Annotated in this window: 13 protein-coding genes; 4 read left to right on the forward strand and 9 right to left on the reverse strand. The window is 40.1% G+C overall.

Going from position 1 to position 19,535, the window contains the following annotated elements:
* Positions 1-27 precede the first annotated feature (27 nt).
* Positions 28-2,814, forward strand: coding sequence for a cation-translocating P-type ATPase (locus IV80_RS02450; protein WP_057749005.1), 2,787 nt, complete (start codon positions 28-30; stop codon positions 2,812-2,814).
* Between the two features lie 64 nt (positions 2,815-2,878).
* Here IV80_RS02450 and IV80_RS02455 read toward each other — a convergent pair whose 3' ends face one another.
* The 7 genes from IV80_RS02455 to IV80_RS02485 all read right to left on the reverse strand — a co-directional run bounded on the left by IV80_RS02455 (position 2,879) and on the right by IV80_RS02485 (position 12,631).
* Positions 2,879-3,835, reverse strand: coding sequence for an ABC transporter ATP-binding protein (locus tag IV80_RS02455; RefSeq protein WP_057749010.1), 957 nt, complete (start codon positions 3,833-3,835; stop codon positions 2,879-2,881).
* Between the two features lie 12 nt (positions 3,836-3,847).
* Positions 3,848-4,975 (reverse strand): ABC transporter ATP-binding protein, encoded by a 1,128-nt coding sequence (locus IV80_RS02460; protein ID WP_057749012.1) that lies wholly within the window; start codon positions 4,973-4,975, stop codon positions 3,848-3,850.
* A 12-nt stretch (positions 4,976-4,987) separates the two neighbouring features.
* Positions 4,988-6,010: an ABC transporter permease gene (locus IV80_RS02465; RefSeq protein ID WP_057749015.1), complete on the reverse strand. Its 1,023-nt coding sequence runs from the start codon at positions 6,008-6,010 to the stop codon at positions 4,988-4,990.
* 4 nt (positions 6,011-6,014) lie between these two features.
* Positions 6,015-6,944: an oligopeptide ABC transporter permease gene (opp3b, locus tag IV80_RS02470; RefSeq protein WP_057749017.1), complete on the reverse strand. Its 930-nt coding sequence runs from the start codon at positions 6,942-6,944 to the stop codon at positions 6,015-6,017.
* A 123-nt stretch (positions 6,945-7,067) separates the two neighbouring features.
* Positions 7,068-8,696 (reverse strand): peptide ABC transporter substrate-binding protein, encoded by a 1,629-nt coding sequence (locus IV80_RS02475; protein ID WP_057749020.1) that lies wholly within the window; start codon positions 8,694-8,696, stop codon positions 7,068-7,070.
* Positions 8,697-9,053: 357 nt separating this feature from the next.
* The gene (locus IV80_RS02480) at positions 9,054-10,685 is read right to left on the reverse strand and encodes a peptide ABC transporter substrate-binding protein (protein WP_057749023.1); all 1,632 of its coding nucleotides are present in this window, start codon (positions 10,683-10,685) and stop codon (positions 9,054-9,056) included.
* Between the two features lie 314 nt (positions 10,686-10,999).
* Entirely contained in the window at positions 11,000-12,631 is a 1,632-nt protein-coding gene (locus tag IV80_RS02485; protein WP_057749026.1) for a peptide ABC transporter substrate-binding protein, read from the reverse strand.
* 306 nt (positions 12,632-12,937) lie between these two features.
* On the opposite strand from IV80_RS02485, the gene hflX reads away from it, so the two are divergent.
* From hflX to IV80_RS02500, 3 genes are all read left to right on the forward strand, one after another.
* Positions 12,938-14,215, forward strand: a complete 1,278-nt coding sequence (hflX, locus tag IV80_RS02490; RefSeq protein ID WP_057749028.1) for a GTPase HflX — start codon at positions 12,938-12,940, stop codon at positions 14,213-14,215.
* Between the two features lie 179 nt (positions 14,216-14,394).
* Positions 14,395-15,729 (forward strand): APC family permease, encoded by a 1,335-nt coding sequence (locus IV80_RS02495; protein WP_057749032.1) that lies wholly within the window; start codon positions 14,395-14,397, stop codon positions 15,727-15,729.
* A 15-nt stretch (positions 15,730-15,744) separates the two neighbouring features.
* On the forward strand, positions 15,745-16,647 hold the full coding sequence (locus tag IV80_RS02500) for a magnesium transporter CorA family protein (protein ID WP_057749035.1): 903 nt from the start codon (positions 15,745-15,747) through the stop codon (positions 16,645-16,647).
* Between the two features lie 121 nt (positions 16,648-16,768).
* Here IV80_RS02500 and IV80_RS02505 read toward each other — a convergent pair whose 3' ends face one another.
* Together IV80_RS02505 and IV80_RS02510 are read right to left on the reverse strand one after the other, a co-directional pair.
* Positions 16,769-18,535 carry an oligopeptide ABC transporter substrate-binding protein gene (locus tag IV80_RS02505; protein ID WP_057749038.1) on the reverse strand — a complete coding sequence of 589 codons (1,767 nt, stop codon included), beginning with the start codon at positions 18,533-18,535 and terminating at the stop codon, positions 16,769-16,771.
* Between the two features lie 102 nt (positions 18,536-18,637).
* A complete protein-coding gene (locus IV80_RS02510) occupies positions 18,638-19,531 on the reverse strand; it encodes an ABC transporter permease (protein ID WP_057749041.1) in 894 nt (297 codons plus the stop codon).
* Positions 19,532-19,535: the final 4 nt, after the last annotated feature.

Below are 19,535 nucleotides of genomic sequence, written 5' to 3' on the forward strand. Positions count from 1 at the left end.
GGTTACCCAATCTAAGGGAGATGTGTGATGTACTCACAAGATTGCAAAGATGTGCTTAATGAGTTAAAAACTTCACGCCATGATGGTTTAACGACAGCAGATGCAAACGAGAGATTGGCCAAGTATGGGCCAAATGAAATTCAGCAAGAAGTTCAAGAACCAGCTTGGAAGGCCTATTTACATGCTCTAACGGAACCCATTATTATTATCCTTTGGATTGCTATTGGGTTAACTTTAATCAGTGCAAGTTATGATTTCTTTATTAAAAAGGATCCGCCCAGTGGTATGTCTGCGCTTTATGAGGGCATTGTCATCCTGATTGTGATTCTGATTAACTCTGGGCTTACTTACTGGCAAAGACTAAGTGCTCAAAAGTCTCTAGATGCCTTAAGCTCAGCTTCCAGACACCAGTCTAATGTGTTACGTGACCAAACTTGGGAGAAAATTGACGCCTCCAAATTGGTCGAAGGTGATATTGTCGAAGTCAAAATGGGTGATTTTATTGAAGCCGACGTGCGTTTTCTTTCAGTAAATGAGCTACAAGTTAACGAATCCCACCTTACCGGGGAATCAGATGCTATCCAAAAAGACTTCCAAACTTTGCCAGAACATACTGACCTCGGCGATCGAACTAACATGGGTTTCTCTGGTTCTACTGTGGTTAATGGAAGTGGAATTGGTGTGGTGACAGCCACAGGAAGTCATACCGAACTCGGAAAAATTGCCGACCTTCTCAACCGTACCCCTACCGGTAAAACACCCATTGAGCGTGCGATTAACCAATTAACCAAACGTTTGATGATTGCTGCCATTGGTGTGGTTATGATCGCCATTACCTACGATTTGGTCAAAGAATATTTGGCCACAAATACAATTACTTTTAGCGGTTTGATGGCCAGTGTTTCTGGGGCCATTGCCTTAGCTGTCGCAGCCATTCCGGATTCAATGCCTGTCGTTCTTTCCATTGTGCTCACAATCGGTGCCCGAACACTGGCACGCAACCATGGTCTGATAAAATCCTTAAGTAGTGTGGAAACTTTAGGAGCCACCACCTTTATTGCTTCAGACAAAACTGGAACCCTAACAAAAAATGAAATGACGGTGACCCGCTTTTTCGCCAACGGGCGGCACTTTGCGGCAGACGCAAATGGCTACGACCCTGTAGGTGAAATTACCTCCTTTGAAGAAGATGAGACAGGACAGCCAGCTGATTACCTCCCCTTCATCAAAAGCGCAGTGTTAAATAATGAGGCTCAAATTCAACGTAACGAAAATGGCAACTATGAACCGCTTGGTAACCCGACAGACGTTTCCTTAATTGTCCTCGGCAGCAAAGCCAAAATAACGCGTGCCAATTTACTCAATCAAACGGATGATGAAGATTTTGACATTCTTCGTGTCTTACCTTTTGAGAGTGATCGTAAAATGATGAGTACGGTTGTAAAATTTGGCGACTCCTACAAGTTATTCACAAAGGGAGCTCCCGATGTGATTATGCAGCATACCACTGATGTCAGTTTAAAAGACCAAATTGTGCCGCTTGAACAAGGCCGCGAACTTTTAGAAAAACAAATCTTAGATTATGCCGATGATGCTTTGCGTACCATTGCCGTAACCAAAAGGACCTTAACCAAACAACAAGCCCTTCATGCCACACAAGCTGAATTGGAACAAGACCTGACACTACTTGGCATTGCTGGCATTATTGATCCGCCCCGCGCTGAAGTTCGCACTTCAATTGCCAATTTGCACAAGGCAGGTGTACAGGTCGTTATGATTACTGGGGATCATCCGGCAACTGCGCAAGCTATTGCCTATCGTCTAGGCATAATTAGAAGCCAACAGGCGCGTACACTGGAAGGTCAAGAAATTGAAGAACTCTCTGATGCGCAACTATTTAAGATAGTACCAGATATTCGGGTTTATGCTCGGGTTTCACCAGAACACAAGCAACGCATTATCAAAGCTCTGCAAAAACACGATCAAGTTGTCGCCATGACTGGAGATGGTGTCAATGATGCCCCAGCGTTGCGCGCGGCCGATATCGGAATTGCAATGGGCATTAATGGCACAGAAGTCACAAAAGATTCTGCGGATTTAATTTTATTGGATGACAAGTTTACGACTATTGAAACGTCGGTGGCTGCTGGGCGAACCATTTTTGCCAACATTAAAAACTTTATGCGCCAAGAGCTTACCACAAATGTTGCGGAAGTACTCTCCATCTTGTTGGGAACCTTCTTTATTACGCGGTCGATTGGCCATGTTTCCGAACTCACACCCACGCTTACAGCAATCATGGTCTTGTGGGTCAACATGATCAGCGACTCGTTACCTGCGTTTGCACTTGGCTATGACGGCGCAGAACATGATGTTATGTCAGAAAAGCCACGAAATGTACACGAGTCCCTACTAGCCAACCATCTTTTGTCTAGAATTGCTGTCCGGGGTGCCGTTATGGGACTCACCGTCTTTGTCGCCTTTTATTGGGCCGCACAATCCGGCATGCCAGTGAATAAAGCGCAAACTGTCGCCTTCCTTACGCTGGTGTTCGGTCAACTCTGGCATGTCTTTGACGCACGAACCACACACACCTTGTTTCGCCGCAGTCCGTTCAGCAATCCCTATTTAATGGCTGCCGTACTCTTTGCCGCCATCTCCTCTTTAGCCATTACCATGTTGCCCTTCTTTAATACCTTGATGGGGACTAGCAGCTTGACTTGGCCAGTTTATCTAGCGGTTATTTTCGTTCCCGCCCTACCAACATTTGTTTTATCCGGCTTAAAGGAAATGTTCAAAATTAATTTCTGGTAATAATTTTCATCACAAAAAAACGTACTATCGAAACCTCAAAGGTTAACGATAGTACGCTTTTTAATTAATTAAGTGGTTTTAACCCATTTTCAATCGCACGTTTACGATAAGTTGCTAACTCATCTTCACTAGCACTCACGAAATGTTGCGGAGTGATTTCAACCATTTTTCGTTTTTTGTCATCGAACTCAGGCGAAGCATCGTAAACGACTTGACGACGATTACGTTCAAACTCAGGATCTGGCTGTGGTACAGCAGAAACCAAGCTCTCCGTGTAGAGATGTAGCGGATGATTATAAACCTCTTCCGCCGGTCCGATCTCAAGCAATTTACCATAATGCATGACACCAATTCGGTCACTGATGTACTTCACCATGGATAAATCATGCGCAATAAACAGATAGGTCAACCCTTTTTGAACTTGGAGTTCCTTCATTAAGTTAACAACCTGGGCCTGAATGGAAACATCCAAAGCTGAAATTGGTTCATCAGCGATGATGAAATCTGGCTGAACTGCTAAAGCACGAGCAATCCCGATTCGTTGACGCTGTCCTCCTGAAAACTCATTAGGATAACGACTAGAATGATCACGGTTTAAGCCAACCGTTTCAAGTAAATCTTCTACTTGGTTTGTACGATCCTGATCATTTTTTGCCAAATGATGAATATCAATTCCCTCAGCCACAATATCTTTAACTTTCATACGAGGGTTTAAAGAGGCATAAGGATCTTGAAAAATCATTTGCATTTCCCGACGAAATGCCATCATGTCAGCTTTGCTCTTTAAGGAAGCCACGTCACGACCGTTAAAAATAACCTGTCCATCCGTGGGATCTAACAACCGAATGATTGCCCGTCCAGTTGTGGTTTTCCCAGAACCAGATTCACCAACCAAGCCAAAAGTTTCACCCTTATAAATATCAAAGGAGACATCATCGACCGCATGCACTTCATCTTTTTTGCCAACATTAAAATATTGTTTTAAATGTTTTACTTCTAGAATTTTTTCTCGTGTATCCATGCTTAGTCTCCTTTACTCACCAATTGCGTCATCATCATCGTTACCAAAACGCGTATTTCCAGTTGAATGGATATGACCCTGATTAATCGTCCCTGCTTGTAAACGTTGTTTATAAACTTCTTGACGACGTTTAATTTCAACTGGTGGTTCCACATGAGGCGCATCTGGATGAAGTAACCATGTTGCGGCGTAATGCGTATCAGAAACTTTGAAAAATGGTGGTTCCTTTTGTTCATCAATTTTCATGGCGTATGGATTCCGAGCTGCAAAGGGATCTCCAGCTGGAGGATCTAATAAATCGGGAGGTGTTCCTGGAATAGATTCCAGCTTACCTTTTGCAGTATCAAGGGTAGGCATTGAATTCAACAAGCCCCATGTATAAGGGTGTTGTGGATTATAGAAAATTTCGTCAACAGTTCCATATTCCACAATCTTGCCGGCATACATAACCGCAACCCGGTCAGCCATACCCGCAACAACCCCCAAATCATGAGTGATGAAAATGATAGAGGTCGAGATCTTCTCTTGCAATTCCTTCATCAAATCTAGGATTTGTGCTTGAATGGTTACATCTAGAGCAGTTGTAGGTTCATCGGCAATCAGAATTTCTGGATAACATACTAAAGCAATCGCAATCACGATTCGTTGACGCATCCCACCAGAGAACTGATGTGGATAGTCATTAATACGCTCTTCAGCATTGGTAATGCCAACCAACTTCAACATCTCTAAGGCCTGTTTATTCGCTTTTTCTCGGCTGTAGCCTTTGTGAACGCGCAATGGTTCGGCGATCTGTTTTCCAATTTTCATGGTAGGATCAAGCGAAGTCATCGGATCCTGAAAAATTTCTGCAATATCTTTCCCACGAATACTTTCCAATTGCTTCTGTGACATTTTCAAAATATCTTTGCCATGGAATTTAACAGTTCCTTCCACAACCTCAGCATTATTAGCTAACAGACCCATCACGGTTTTAGTCGTGACAGTTTTTCCTGAACCAGACTCACCAACGATCGCTAGCGTTTCTCCTTTTTTCAAATGGAAAGAAACGTCACGAATCGCCTTAACTGTACCTGCATAGGTATGGAAGTCAATGGTCAAGTCTTTTACTTCCAGAATGTTTTCTTCTGCATTTTCCATTGTATCTTCCTCCTATCTACGAGCTGTCCGAGGGTCAAACGCATCACGTAAACCATCAGCAAGAATATTAAAGGCAATCATGATTACGGATAACATTAACGCTGGATACCACATTTGGTATGGCAAGAACTGGAAGTTCTTTTGCCCATCACTAATTAAGGTTCCTAACGAAGCCGTTGGTGCTTGAATCCCAATTCCGATATAACTCAGGAAAGCTTCGAAGAAAATAGCAGTTGGAATAGTAAACATAGTTTGAATGATAATCACACTAGAAAGGTTTGGCAACAAATGCTTCAAGGCAATCTTAAACGTTGATTCCCCCAATGTACGAGCTGCTAGCACGTACTCTTGTGATTTCAGCTGCAAAGTTTGCGCACGTGTCAGCCGGGCCATTGTCGTCCAACCATTAAAGGCAATCGCCAAAATAATTGGTAACATACCACCCTTTAAAACCAGCATTAACAAGACCATGATAACGATATTTGGGACTGATGAAATGACTTCAATTATCCGTTGCAGGACAATATCCGTCATACCACCTTTCCAGGCCGAAACTACCCCGTACCCAACACCGACAATCAAATCAATCAATGTGGCAAACAAACCAATGAGCAATGAAACCAAAGTTCCACGTAAAATTCTTTGTGCTAAAGAACGGCCAAGATAATCGGTACCCAAAGTATAATGCACTTTACTTGGCACATTGTTTTGCTTGTAAGCATCTACTCGTTTACCCGCAACCACTGAAGTCCCGTTAAGTCCATTAATATTCACACCAGGAATCTTAGGAGGTAAATTTGCATAATTTGGATGTGATTCATTTGGATGTGAAGCTGTGATTGGTGATGTAAAAGCAATCAAACCAATGACAACTAGGATCCATAAACAAATATAAGAAGCCTTGTTCTGTTTTAATCGTCGCCAAGCATCCTGAACAAATGTCCGTGAAGGTGCAACGATTTTTTCATCGTCTAATGCTTCTTTTTTGGAAACCGGCTCAAATGCGTCCGGTGCCAATTTCATTTTTTCTTCCATTTATTTACTCCCCTTTCCCAGTAATTCGGATTCGTGGATCAATAATTCCGTAAACCAAGTCGGTCAATAGCAGCATTGCACATAGCAATGCGGAATACAATAACGTCACACCCATAATAGTTGGATAATCATTAACCAAAATGGACTTAACAAACTGTTCCCCAATACCAGGAACTGAGAAGATGTTTTCAACAACCATCGAACCAGTCATAATGGCTGCTGTCAATGGCCCAATAACGGTAACCAGCGGAATCAAACTATTTCGTAAAGCATGGTGCCAAACAATCCCCATCCGGCTAAGTCCCTTTGCACGTGCAAGTTCAATATAGTCGCTCCCCAAAACATCGACCATTTCAGTTCGCACGAATCGTGACGTTTCAGCAAAAGGTGAAGCTGCTAAAGCAAGTGTAGGTAAGACGGTGTATGAGAATCCGCCCCAATCTGCAATCGGAAACAACTGTAATTTTAGCCCTAAATAATACTGAAGTAAGATGGCTAAAACGAAACTTGGAATAGAAATTCCTAGGATAGAAATGAATGTTGAAGTACCGTCAACCCAAGTATTCTTTCGAATGGCACTTAAAGAGCCCACGAAAATTCCTAAGATGACACCAACAATCATTGCTTGACCACCTAATTGCATAGATGGTCCAATTCGACTTGAGATTAAGTAAGATACAGGCTGATCGCTGAACTGGAATGACAAACCGAAGTTGCCATGCGCTGCATCCAAAATGTAGTTCACATACTGCTGCCAAACTGGCTTATTCAAACCATAATGCTCATAGATTACTTTAATCTGTTGTGGCGATAGTTTTGCCTGGTTATTCAACGGTGTCCCGGGCATCAGCTTCATTAAGAAGAAGGTGATACTTGCAATCAAAAACAGCGTTAATGCCAGATAAAAAATCCGTTTTGCTAGATATCTTGCCATTTATATTCCTCCCTATCTTTCTGTATCTCAAACCAACTTGGCCTTTACAACAAAGGGGTAAGAGTCAGCAGTTACGCGAACCCTTACCCTTCTGTCCAAAATTAACGCTTGATTTATGAAACTTTAATTTGTCAGATGCAAGTCTTTGTAATCGAAGTTGACACCGGCACTGTTATAAACAACACCTTTCAACTTGGAACTCCAAAGTTGTGATTGTGCTTGCTGGAAGACTGGTGCAATTCCTTGTTCATTCATCAAGATTTTTTCAGCTTGGACCATGTCGTTCCAACGTTTTTCTGGACTAGTAGCATCCGTTGTGTTAGAAGCCTTGATGTACTTATCATACTGCTTATTGCTAAAGCCACCATTATTCTGAGCATTACCAGTTACAAATAATTGTAAGAAGGAAATTGGATCAGAGAAATCGGCGCCCCAAGCAGAAAGGACAACATCGAATTTTCCGTTTGAAGAGTTAGTCAAACGTGTCTTAAATGGCACATTTTGAAGGCTGACTTTTACATTTGGAATCTTTTCAATTTGTGATTGTAAGAATTCAGTAATCTGTTTTGTTGAAGCTGTATCATCACCAAGCAACGTAAATGATAAGCTAGATTTACCTTCTTCTTTCAATCCTTCTGCCATAAGCTTCTTAGCTTCTGTCAAGTTTTGACTAACTGCAGATTTCACTTCTGCTTCAGAAGCAAAGTCTTCACCAGTCTTAGGATTGCTTGCTAAACCAGTTGAAACAAGTCCCTTTGGCATGCCTGAACCATCAGCAAGCACCTTACCAGTTAACTGTTTACGGTTAATGGCCATGGAAATTGCTTGACGGATTTTAGCGTTGCGGAAGACTTTTTGGTTCTTCATATTAAACTGTAAGTAGAACATTGAAGACTGTTTACGTAAAACATAGTCCTTGTTGTTCTTGTATTGCGCAACTTGGTTACCAGTGATATTTGCCACATCAAGTTTCTTACTATTATAAAGGTTCAAGCCAGTGCTGGCATCTTTGACAACTTGATAATGGATAGAATTCATCTTGACGTTCTTTTTATCCCAGTATTCGTTGTTCTTAACAAGCTTCCAGCTTAAGTTCGTACCCGTCCAGCCAGTTTGCTTATAAGGACCATTGTAAACTAACTTGTCTGAAGCTGTCCCGTATTTAGAACCATACTTTTCAACAGCCTTCTGACTTTGTGGATAGAAAGTTGGAAAGCCCATTAACAACTTAAAGTAAGGAATTGGACGGTCTAAAGTGACGACCAATTTGTAGTTACCTTCTGCTTTAATACCAAGTTGCTTATAGTTAGCTTTGCCAGCCATAATCTTGTCAGCATTCTTAATTCCAGAGAACAAGTAAGCATACTCGGAAGCTGTCTTTGGATTTACAGTACGTTGCCAACCATAAACGAAATCTTTAGCGGTGACAGGATCACCATTACTCCATTTTGCATTCTTACGGAGCGTAAATGTCCAAGTCTTTCCATCTTTAGATTCCTTGGTACTCGTTGCAATCGCGTTGGTAACTTTACTTTTCTTACCTAAACGGTAAAGTCCCTCTTGCGTATTACCTAATTGAGTAAAACCGACGACATCTGTAACCTTCGACTGATCCATTGTAGCAATTTCAGCACTTTCTTCAAAGTTAACTGACTGTTTACTTGAGCTACTATCCTTGGATCCACACGCAGCTAAGACAAATGTTGAAGCTAGCGCGACCGCTCCAACCTTCACAGCTGATCTGACATTCATAATTTTTTCCAACCCCTTTGTGAAATCTTAATCGACTTCATTGTATGTACTTTCTTAACAAAAGTTGTTCTCATTATATATTAGAAGAAGATTAAATTCAATCTCACCTTCTAATTTTATGCATTATAATGATCACTTTCATTAAAAAAGACATACCTTGAAGCCTTGCTAGTATTGAATGTATGCGTTTTATGTTACAAAATTTTAAAAGTCATCTTTTCATCAGCTTTTTTCGCCTAAAATCAACTTTGACTTCTTTTTTACGCAAACAATTCTTAGAGACCTCACATCTAGGAAAAAGATAAGGAGAAGCGTATTAAAATTACCCGCTTCCCCCTAAAAATTGGATCAAATTATTTATTTTTCAAGGTAAAGTCCAGAATAATCGAAGTTAATACCGGCTGAATTGTAAACCTCACCCTTCAACTTCGTGTTCCACAATTGTGAAGCAGCTTGTTGATACAATGGTACAATACCTTGTTCTTGCATTAGGATCTTCTCAGCTTTAACTAAGTCGTCCCAACGTTTTTCTTCATTTTTAGCATCGGTTGTGTTTGAAGCTTTGATCAACTTATCGTATTCCTTATTGCTCCATTTTCCGTTATTGTTTGAGTTTCCAGTAACGAAGAGTTGTAAGAATGAAATTGGATCAGAGAAATCAGCACCCCAGCCGGTGATGACTGCATCGAAGTTACCTTTAGTCGAATTAGCTAAACGTGTCTTGAATGGAATGTTTTGGACATTAACTTTGACGTTACTACCCAATTTTTCGATTTGTGACTGTAAGAATTCATTGGTTGTCTTACCAGAAGCAGTATCATCAGCCATCAAAGTAAATTCAAGCTTAGAAATACCCTCTTCTTTCAAGCCTTCCTTTAACAGCTTTTTAGCTTGTGTAAGATTCTGGGTAACGGCTGACTTCACCTGAGCTTCTTTAGCGAAGTCCTGACCAGTCTTAGGGTTTTCTGCTAAGCCAGTGGAAACATAACCTAATGGTTTCTGTGACCCATCGGCAAGAACTTTGCCAGTCAACTGGTCACGGTCAATCGCCATTGAAATTGCTTGACGAACCTTCTTGTTTTGGAAGTAACTTCTCTTTTCATTCAATTGTAGATAGAAAGTAGAAGCTTCTTTTCGCAACTTGTAAGCTTTATTGTTCTTGTATTGTGCCACTTGGCTACCAGTGATAGTTGTCACATCAAGTTTCTTACTATTATATAAGTTTAAAGCAGTGGCAGGATCCTTCACAACTTGATAGTTAATGGTATCCATCTTGATGTTCTTCTTGTTCCAATACTTATCGTTTTTAACTAATTTCCACTTCAAGTTGGTTCCTGTCCAACCAACTGACTTGTATGGTCCGTTATAAACAAGCTTGTTAGAAGCTGTTCCGTATTTAGAACCATATTTTTCAACAGCCTTTTGGTTTTGTGGGAAGAAGAGTGCAAAGCCCATTAATAACTTGAAATAAGGGACTGGACGATCTAACGTTACTGTTAATTTGTACTTACCATCGGCTTTAACACCCAATTGTTTGTAGTTAACTTTGCCGGATGAAATCTTATCGGCATTCTTAATTCCTGAGAACAAGTAAGCATACTCAGATGCTGTCTTTGGATTAACAGTACGTTGCCAAGAGTAAACAAAATCTTTTGCAGTGACTGGATCACCGTTACTCCATTTGGCATTTTTACGTAATGTAAAAGTATAGGTCTTTTTATCTTTGGAAACTTTTGTGCTCGTTGCTAATGCATTATGAACTGAACTATTTTTACCCAAACGGTAAAGTCCTTCTTCTGTATTAGCTAATTGGGTCAACCCAATTGTGTCGGTAACTTTAGAAGTATCCATTGTGGGGATTTCTGAAGCGACCATGAAGTTTACAGATTGTTTTTTTGAACTGTCGCTGCTTTTAGTTCCACAAGCGGCCAATACAAAAGTTGATGCTAGCGCAACTGCGCCAAGTTTAACTGCGGATTTTACTCTCATAACCTACAACTCCGTTCCTTTTTTTCTTGATTTACTTTCGTTTTCAAAAGTTGTTATTATTATATATTAGAATTGAATTAAAAGCAACAATAAAAATTAATTTTCGCTTAATGTCCCAAAGCCTTCAATTTTTTGATTTTTTTATTTTCCAAAAGTCCTTCTCTATCAGTGCATTGCCTGTCTTTTTAATTCCAATATCATTTTTTTGTTTTTCCGTATTAATGCGAACAAAAATTAAAATAGCCTCAAAAAAAGCATTGTAAGTCTTAAAGACTCACAATGCTTTTTAATTTTAATGAGATAAACTCTAATTTTTACTTTTGTAGATAAAGTTTGGAATAATCAAAGTTATTACCAGCTGTATTGTAGATCACGCCTTTAACTTTGCTGCTCCACAATTGTGAATTGGCTTGTTGATAAATTGGCACAATTCCTTGATCATTCATCAAAATCTTTTCAGCCTTAACCAAATCTGCCCAACGTTTTTGTGGTTTGGTGGCATCGGTAGTATTAGAAGCCTTGATTAAGCTATCGTATTCCTTATTACTCCAATCCCCGTTATTCTGAGCATTGCCAGTCACGAACAATTGTAAGAACGAAATTGGATCTGAGAAATCGGCACCCCAACCAGTGACAACCGCATCAAATTTACCATTGCTGGAATCAGTCAAACGTGTCTTAAATGGAATGTTTTGAACAGTGACGTGGACGTTGCTGCCCAATTTTTCGATCTGTGATTGTAAGAACTCATTTGTGGTCTTACCAGCAGCAGTATCATCAGCCATTAAAGTGAACTTCAAACTTGACATGCCCTCTTCTTTTAGACCTTCCTTTAAGAGCTTCTTAGCCTGTGTCAAATTTTGAGTAACTGCCGATTTAACTTCAGCCTCTTTAGCGAAATCTTCACCAGTCTTGGGATTTTTGGCTAATCCAGTTGAAACATATCCCAAAGGATTTTGAGAACCATCAGCTAAGACTTTCTTGGTCAGTTGATTCCGATCGATGGCCATGGAAACAGCTTGACGAATCTTCTTATTCTTAAAGAACTTATCCTTCTTTTGATTCAATTGTAGATAGAAGGTAGATGCCTCTTTGCGCAAGACATAATTCTTATTATTCTTGTACTGAGCCACTTGACTACCTGTAATGGTTGTCACATCAAGTTTCTTACTATTATAAAGGTTCAAAGCAGTAGAAGAATCCTTCACAACCTGATAGTTAATGGTATCTAGCTTAACGCTCTTTTTATTCCAATATTGAGGGTTCTTAACCAGCTTCCACTTTAAGTTAGTCCCAGTCCAGCCTACTTGTTTATAAGGGCCATTGTAAACAAGTTTGTTAGAGGCTGTCCCATATTTGGAACCATATTGTTCAACCACCTTTTGATCTTGTGGGAAGAAAATGCAAAAGCCCATCAACAGCTTAAAGTATGCAATTGGTCGATCAAGCGTGATCGTCAATTTATATTTGCCGTCCGCTTTAATACCCAACTTTTTGTAGTTAACTTTTCCTGCCGAAATTTGATCCGCATTTTTAATTCCCGAGAACAAATACGCGTATTCAGAAGCCGTTTTCGGATTTACGGTTCGTTGCCAAGAATATACAAAATCTTGAGCAGTCACAGGATCGCCATTACTCCATTTCGCGTTCTTACGAATGGTAAACGTCCAGGTCTTGCCATCCTTAGACTCTTTGGTGCTTGTCGCTAAGGCATTATGTACCGAACTATTTTTGCCCAAACGGTAAAGGCCATCCTCTGTATTAGATAATTGCGTCATCCCCACAACATCCGTAACTTTGGAGGTGTCCATCGTTGGAATTTCCGATGACTCCATAAAATTGACTGTTTGTTTCTTGGCAGTACTACTCTTTGTGCCACACGCAGCAAGTACAAAAGTGGAAGCCAATGCCACGGCTCCTAGCTTAACAGCTGATTTCACTTTCATAAAAAATTACCTCTTTTATTTTTAAATGTGGGCTCCTTTTGAAAAGTCGTCCTTATTATAGGTTAAAGAAAAATGAAATACAATAGATAATTTTAATTTTCAGTTCATAAAATGCAATCTTATGTTTATTTAAATTGTCCGTAGGTTCCCGTTTGGGGTGACACCGTGCGTATAACAACAAATCTCATGATTAACTCATCTCTCTCATTTTATTGAAATTAAAATAAGAATTTTCTAAAGCTTCGTTTCCTTATAAAGAGCGTAACTATGCTATACTGAAGGCATTAAGGAATCCGAGGTGTTCATATGACTGAAAAAGTAATTATTGCTGGTCTTGAGTTACCTAACCAAGACTTGGATTATGCGATGCAGGAACTCGCTGCCTTGGTTGAAGCCAACAATATGGAAGCAACTGAAAAAGTAATACAGAAATTAGATCGTCCCAATCCAGCCACCTACTTTGGTAGCGGGAAAGTTACAGAACTTCACGAACTAGGCACAAGCATTGATGTCCATACCCTAGTCGTCAACGCAGAGCTTTCCCCTAGCCAAATCCGGAATCTTGAACAAGAATCTAAGCTTTCTGTAATTGATCGTACCGGCTTAATCCTAGAAATTTTTGCTAATCGGCCACAGTCCAGAGAAGCCAAATTGCAAGTTGAAATTGCTAAATTAAATTATCAGATGCCGCGTTTACGAACCAGTTCTTCACAGCGCCTAGATCAACAATCAGCTGGTGATGCTGGAGGTGGGTACACTAACCGTGGTGCTGGTGAAACCAAACTTGAAATGAACCGACGCACCATCCAACAGCGTATCAACAATTTGAACCATGAATTAAAAGAAATGACAACTTCATCTGCTGTTCAACGCAAGAAACGTGATCAAACTGGCATTCCCAGTGTGGCTCTTGTGGGATACACGAACGCTGGTAAGTCAACAACCATGAATGGTCTCGTCCATTTATATGGCAAAGACGATGACAAACAAGTCTTCGAAAAGAACATGTTGTTTGCGACTTTGGACACGAGCGTACGACAACTCACCTTTCCAGATCAAAAGCAGCTGTTGCTCAGTGATACAGTTGGCTTTGTTAGCAACCTTCCTCACCAATTAATTAAAGCTTTTCGTTCCACTTTGGCAGAAGCCGCACAAGCCGATTTGTTAGTTCAAGTTGTCGACGTGTCTGACCCTCATTTTCGTGAAATGATTCAAACTACAAACGACACATTGCGTGAAATTGGTGTGACAAAAGTGCCTATGATCGTTGCATTCAATAAGGCCGACCTAGCCGGTGTGGATTATCCAACGTTTGAAGGTAACGAAGAAATCACCTATTCGGCACGCGACAAAAAATCTTTACTGATGTTGACGAATATGATTAAACAAAAAGTTTTCACAGGTTATCGCGAGGCCACTTTTCTTATTCCATTTTCTGAAGGACAGATTATAGATTACTTGAATCAGCACACGAATGTGTTAAAAACAGCATACCAGGAGAATGGCACAGAAATTACTGCGGAATTGAGTAGTGAAGATTATCAACGTTACCAAAAATATTTGGTTACAGAAGTAGAAAATTAAATTCAAGTCAATTTTTATCGACGCGCCCAAATTAGTTATATCTAATTTTTGCCGCGTTTTTTTATCTCTAACCCTCAATCAACTCAGATAGTTTGAGACGCCGAAACACGCATCGTTTGCGACACCCTTAGAATTACGATACAATATTACTTAAATTAAATTTTGAGGAGGCAACAGGTATGAATGACGAAAAAGACGAAGTGACACTAAATCGATCACTCGGTCTTTGGTCCGCATTGGCCCTAGTGATCGGGACCATCATCGGTTCTGGTGTTTTTGTCCGCCAAGCCGCTGTTTTGGATGATGCTGGATCAACTACCAACGCTATGTTAGCTTGGTTGGCAGGTGGGGTCATCACCTTGACCGCCGGATTAACCATCGCTGAGATTGCCTCCCAAATGCCCAAAACTGGTGGTCTCTACTATTATATGGAAAAAATTTACGGAAAAGTTTGGGGATTTCTCTCGGGATGGATGCAAATCATTATTTATGGTCCAGCGATGATCGCTTCCTTGGCAGCCTATTTGGGGATTCTCTTAGTAGATTTTTTTGACATGCCCCACAGTTGGACCGTTCCCATTGCACTCATCACGGTCGCTTTGGTAGCCGGCTTAAATTTGTTATCCAACCGTTACGGTGCCACCTTCGCAATTGTTACCACTATTTGTAAATTACTACCAGTCATTGCACTAATTGGTTTTGGCTTGTTTTTCGGAAAAGAAGACGCATTTGCCCAAAGTTTCAGTAGCGTTCATCAATCCGCAGGTAACTTTGGCGTTGCCATTCTAGCCACTTTGTTTGCCTTTGATGGTTGGATTCTTGTGGCTAACTTGGGTGATGAAATTAAAAACCCCGAAAAACGTCTTCCTCAAGCAATTACCATTGGAATTACTTTGGTCTTAGGAATTTATCTGCTGGTTAGTTTTGGCGTTTTCCGCAGCATGCCTGCCACACAAATTCATGACTTAGGAATCGGCGCTATCCCTTACATGGCTGAAAAGGACTTTGGCGCAATTGGGGGTAAGCTGTTAAGTATTGGCATTATCATTTCAATCGTTGGGTGTATGAACGGTAAGATTATGACATTTCCGCGAATCATGTATGCTATGGCTCGTGATCATGAATTACCATTTGCTAAGCAACTTTCTTATCTTAATCGCCACACACAAACGCCCATTGTCTCGGTTATCACGACTGTCGCTATTTCTGCTATTATGATTCTCTTTTTTGATGCTGACCGTCTGTCTGAACTCTGTATTTTTACAGTTTATTGTTTTTATGTTATGACATTTGTGGGAGCCTTTATTCTGCGCAAACGCCATCCAAATCTCAAGCGTCCCTTTAGCACCCCATTTTTCCCAATTACACCAATCATTGCCATTTTCGGGTCTTTGTTTGTAATTGTGAGTGAAATTCATTCTGATCTATTGGGCGTCTTGTTCTCTCTAGTTTTTGTTTTAATTGGATTTCCAGTATACTATTACTGTAGAAAACATTATCAAATTCAAGACTAAACAGGAGGGCACGCTTTGATCAAAACATATGCAGTCGATCAAAAACATAAATTTGATTTAACGCTCGTTCAGGATTGCAGTGACGCCGAAAAGCTCCAATTAGAAGATACATTCAACATTCCGCCGGCTTTATTGGAATATGTTGATGATAAAGATGAACCCGCACGTATTGAAATCGGGACAGATAGCGAGTATGTCTTGATGGTCTTTTGGGCACCAATGAAAGAAACCTCTCATTCAGAACCTGTGTCAGTTATCTTTTACGACGAAAAATTATTCTTATTTACTAGTTCCGAAATGGCATTCGTTAATCATACGATTGATTCGCTCTGGAATCATGCTTATGATAAGCGAGTGGCCTTTATTTTAGATCTCATTTTACCCATTGTTAGAAAGTATATTGGCCGCGCTTCTCGCCTGGAATACCGAGCAGATCAAATCCAAGGAGATTTAAGCATTCGAAGCCGTATGAAACACTTGGATGATTTAACCTTAGTCAATCAAGATGCTATTTACTTACGATCAGCAATACAAGAAAATTCCAGTAGTTTTGCCGAAATCAAATCCATTTCCCAAGACACTGATGTGCCTTTCGATAAAAAATGTTATCGAAAATTGCATAATATTCAACTTGAAATCAATCAGGCTAGTCGCATGATTAGCCTGATTTCTGAAAGTGTCGAACAACTAAGCAATACTTACGACCGTTTAATTAATAACAATTTAAACGATATTATGCGTTTCTTAACGGTTTGGTCTCTATTGCTGGCGGTGCCTCCAATTGTCAGTGGCTTTTATGGAATGAATATGCACCTGCCTCTTGCAAAGGGCTCGCTAGCATGGCTGGCTTCCTTAGTGTTAACCGGAATTTTGATGTTAGGTCTTCTAATTTATCTACACAATCACCACTCTGTTTAAAAAACAAAAACCATCCCTTTTCTAGGATGGCTAAACAAAAAATCCCCACAGAAATCAAGTTAATTTCTGTGGGGATTTCTTATTCTCTAACAGCTATGGTTCACTTAGGGGTTGGCTAAATTTATTTCGATAAGCTGTTAGATGTAACTTGGACATCAGCCCAGTTAAAGTCTTTAGAAGCATTACTCAAACTGAAGTTCTTCACACGATTGTTGACAGCGTATGATTGTACAACTTCAACTTCTGGTACGTAAGCGGCTTCTTTATTCATATAGTTCTGCCACTCCTTGAAAGCTTTGACACGATAGTTAGTGTCGAAGGCTTTTTCAGAATCCATTTTATTCAACAACTGAGTATTCTTCTTAGAAACGAAGCGACCCATATTGAATGGTGCAGTCTCACTATACAAATCCATTTGTGATGGTTCACTCGAAAGTGACCATGCAGCTTCAAACATGTCCACATCTTTTGAGTTTGCCTGAACTTTTTCATAGAAGTTGTTCATATCCAAAAGACGTCCATTAGTCAACGTCACACGCAAGCCAACTTTCTTCCATTGTTGGATATAGTTCTTCACAATAGCTTGAGTGTTCGAATTTCCTTGCATTTCAGCAAGATGAATTGTCAACTTCTTACCATTCTTATCTGTTCGGTAGCCATCCTTGCCCTTCTTATATCCAGCTTCATTTAACAATTTATTAGCCTTTTTAAGATTCAAAGGAAATCCTTTGGCACTCTTATCCTGATATTCAGAAAAAGCAGATGGAATCAAAGTCGTTAATCGACTGCCCAAACCATTACTAAATTTCTTTTCAACGGCATCAATGTTCATGGCATAAGCAATGGCTTGACGTAGTTTAGGATCAGCCATCTTAGCATTCTTATTCATGACATTCTTACCAGTCTTAGCATCGTATTTACCTAAGTTAAATCCTAGGTAATCATATGCTAAAGCTTTTTTCCCAGTAAAGGTATATCCAGAGGTGTTTTTGACTTTACCGTATGTGGATGAACCCAAGCCAAAAGTAACATCATACTTATGTGCTTTGAGTGCAGCTGCAATGGAGTCTGGTGAGACAACCTGCATATCAATTTCCTTTAGCTTAGGTGTCCCTTTATAATAGTATGTGTTTGGTACCCATTTGACGGACTCACCAGAGACTTCCTTAGCAAGTTTGAATGGTCCAAAGAATAAGGGATGTTTACGTACTTGATCAGAACTTGCTAATTTCTTGAAAGGTACATTCTTAATATAGTGATAAGGTTCAGCAGTTTCCCAGAAATAGCCATTACCAGAAGTCTTCATTCCAGGTTTCATCACTTTAAAATGAAGCACAACTGTGCGCTTGTTTTTAACTTGAACTCCCGAAATATCCTTGGCCTTACCATCATGATAAGCGGCAATTCCTTGAATATTAGCAATACTCCCTGTGTAATATTGAGAAGCGGTCCCTTTATTAGCCAAAACTTTATAAGCATAAGCCACATCTTGAGCTACCAAAGGCTTGCCATCTGACCATTTAACTTTCGGGTTAATTTTGATAGTTGCTGTCTTTGCTTTTTGGTTTAGTCGTAAATTAGCAGCCCCGCCGTCAACAATCTTAAAATCTTTATTGACCGCAAACAAACCTTCATTACCAAATTGCATCATGTCGGTATCTTCCGCATTAGTAGTTAACGCATTATCCCAAATACCTTTAAACGCAGCTGTATTCACTTCTGCCACTTTCAAGGTACCGCCGCTAATTGCCTTTTTCTTTGACGAATAACTTAATGGCAATGTTGGTTTCTTGGAACTTGTACTAGAAGCTGACTTGCTATTACCACAAGCAGCTAAACTCAGTGCAGCCAAAACAGCGACTGCTCCGATACTCCATTTTTTGCTCATATTGATCTCCCCTTTTATGTAGTTTCAACATAATAATTAATGAAAACGAACTACCCAACCATTATTTGTGATTTAAGCATCACTTCTCTCAGTGTATTTTTTCTAACCACGTCGTTGTTGCGCATCGCCTGCTCGACGCAATGCTTGGCCGATATAACTGATACTTAAAGTCAAGGCCAAAATTAAAATTGCGGCTGGCAACCAGACCCATGGCTTGCTACCAATGACGTCTGGATCCTGTGCGTAACTAATCAACGTTCCCAAACTAGGTGTACTTTCAGGAAGGCCGAAGCCCAAGAAGCTTAATCCTGTTTCAATTCCAATATTGCCAGCAAAACTCAATGTGGTGTCCACAATAATGATTGAACTCAGATTGGGAAGCACTTCGCGGAATAAAATCACAAAATCGTTTGTTCCCGATGTCCTCGACGCTGCCACGTAATCTTTTTTGGATTCAGACAGTGCTTTGCTTCGAATCAACCTTGCTGTACTTAACCACATAAAGCACGACATAATCACGATAAAGTTCCAAGCATTATATTTTGGAATGATCGTAACCAAAACAATGATGATCATAATTTCAGGTAAGATATTAATAAAATCATAAATCCGCATCATGCCGTTATCTAACCAGCCACCATAAAACCCTGAGATCATCCCGTATACAATCCCAAAAAGGGATGAAATTATTGTAACTGCAAACCCAATGGTAATTGAATTTCGGGCACCAACAACTAACATTTTCAACCCATCACGACCACCTTCGTCAGCCCCAAGAATGAAACCATCTTGGCCCGGCCGATCATATTGCGCGAAAATATTAACATTGGTTACTTTTTCAAGATTTAAAGTTGCGGCATAAATAAAAATAACTAAAATCAAAACAATTGTAAAAATTAGTGAAAACATGGCCACCCGGTCGTGTTTGAACTCTTGCCAAATTACTTGCGCATTCGAAGGAGTTTTAACGGCATCTTTTTCTTTTGAATTTGTCATGTGC

The organism is Pediococcus cellicola, assembly GCF_001438655.1.
In the GTDB taxonomy this organism is placed as follows: Bacteria; Bacillota; Bacilli; order Lactobacillales; family Lactobacillaceae; genus Pediococcus; species Pediococcus cellicola.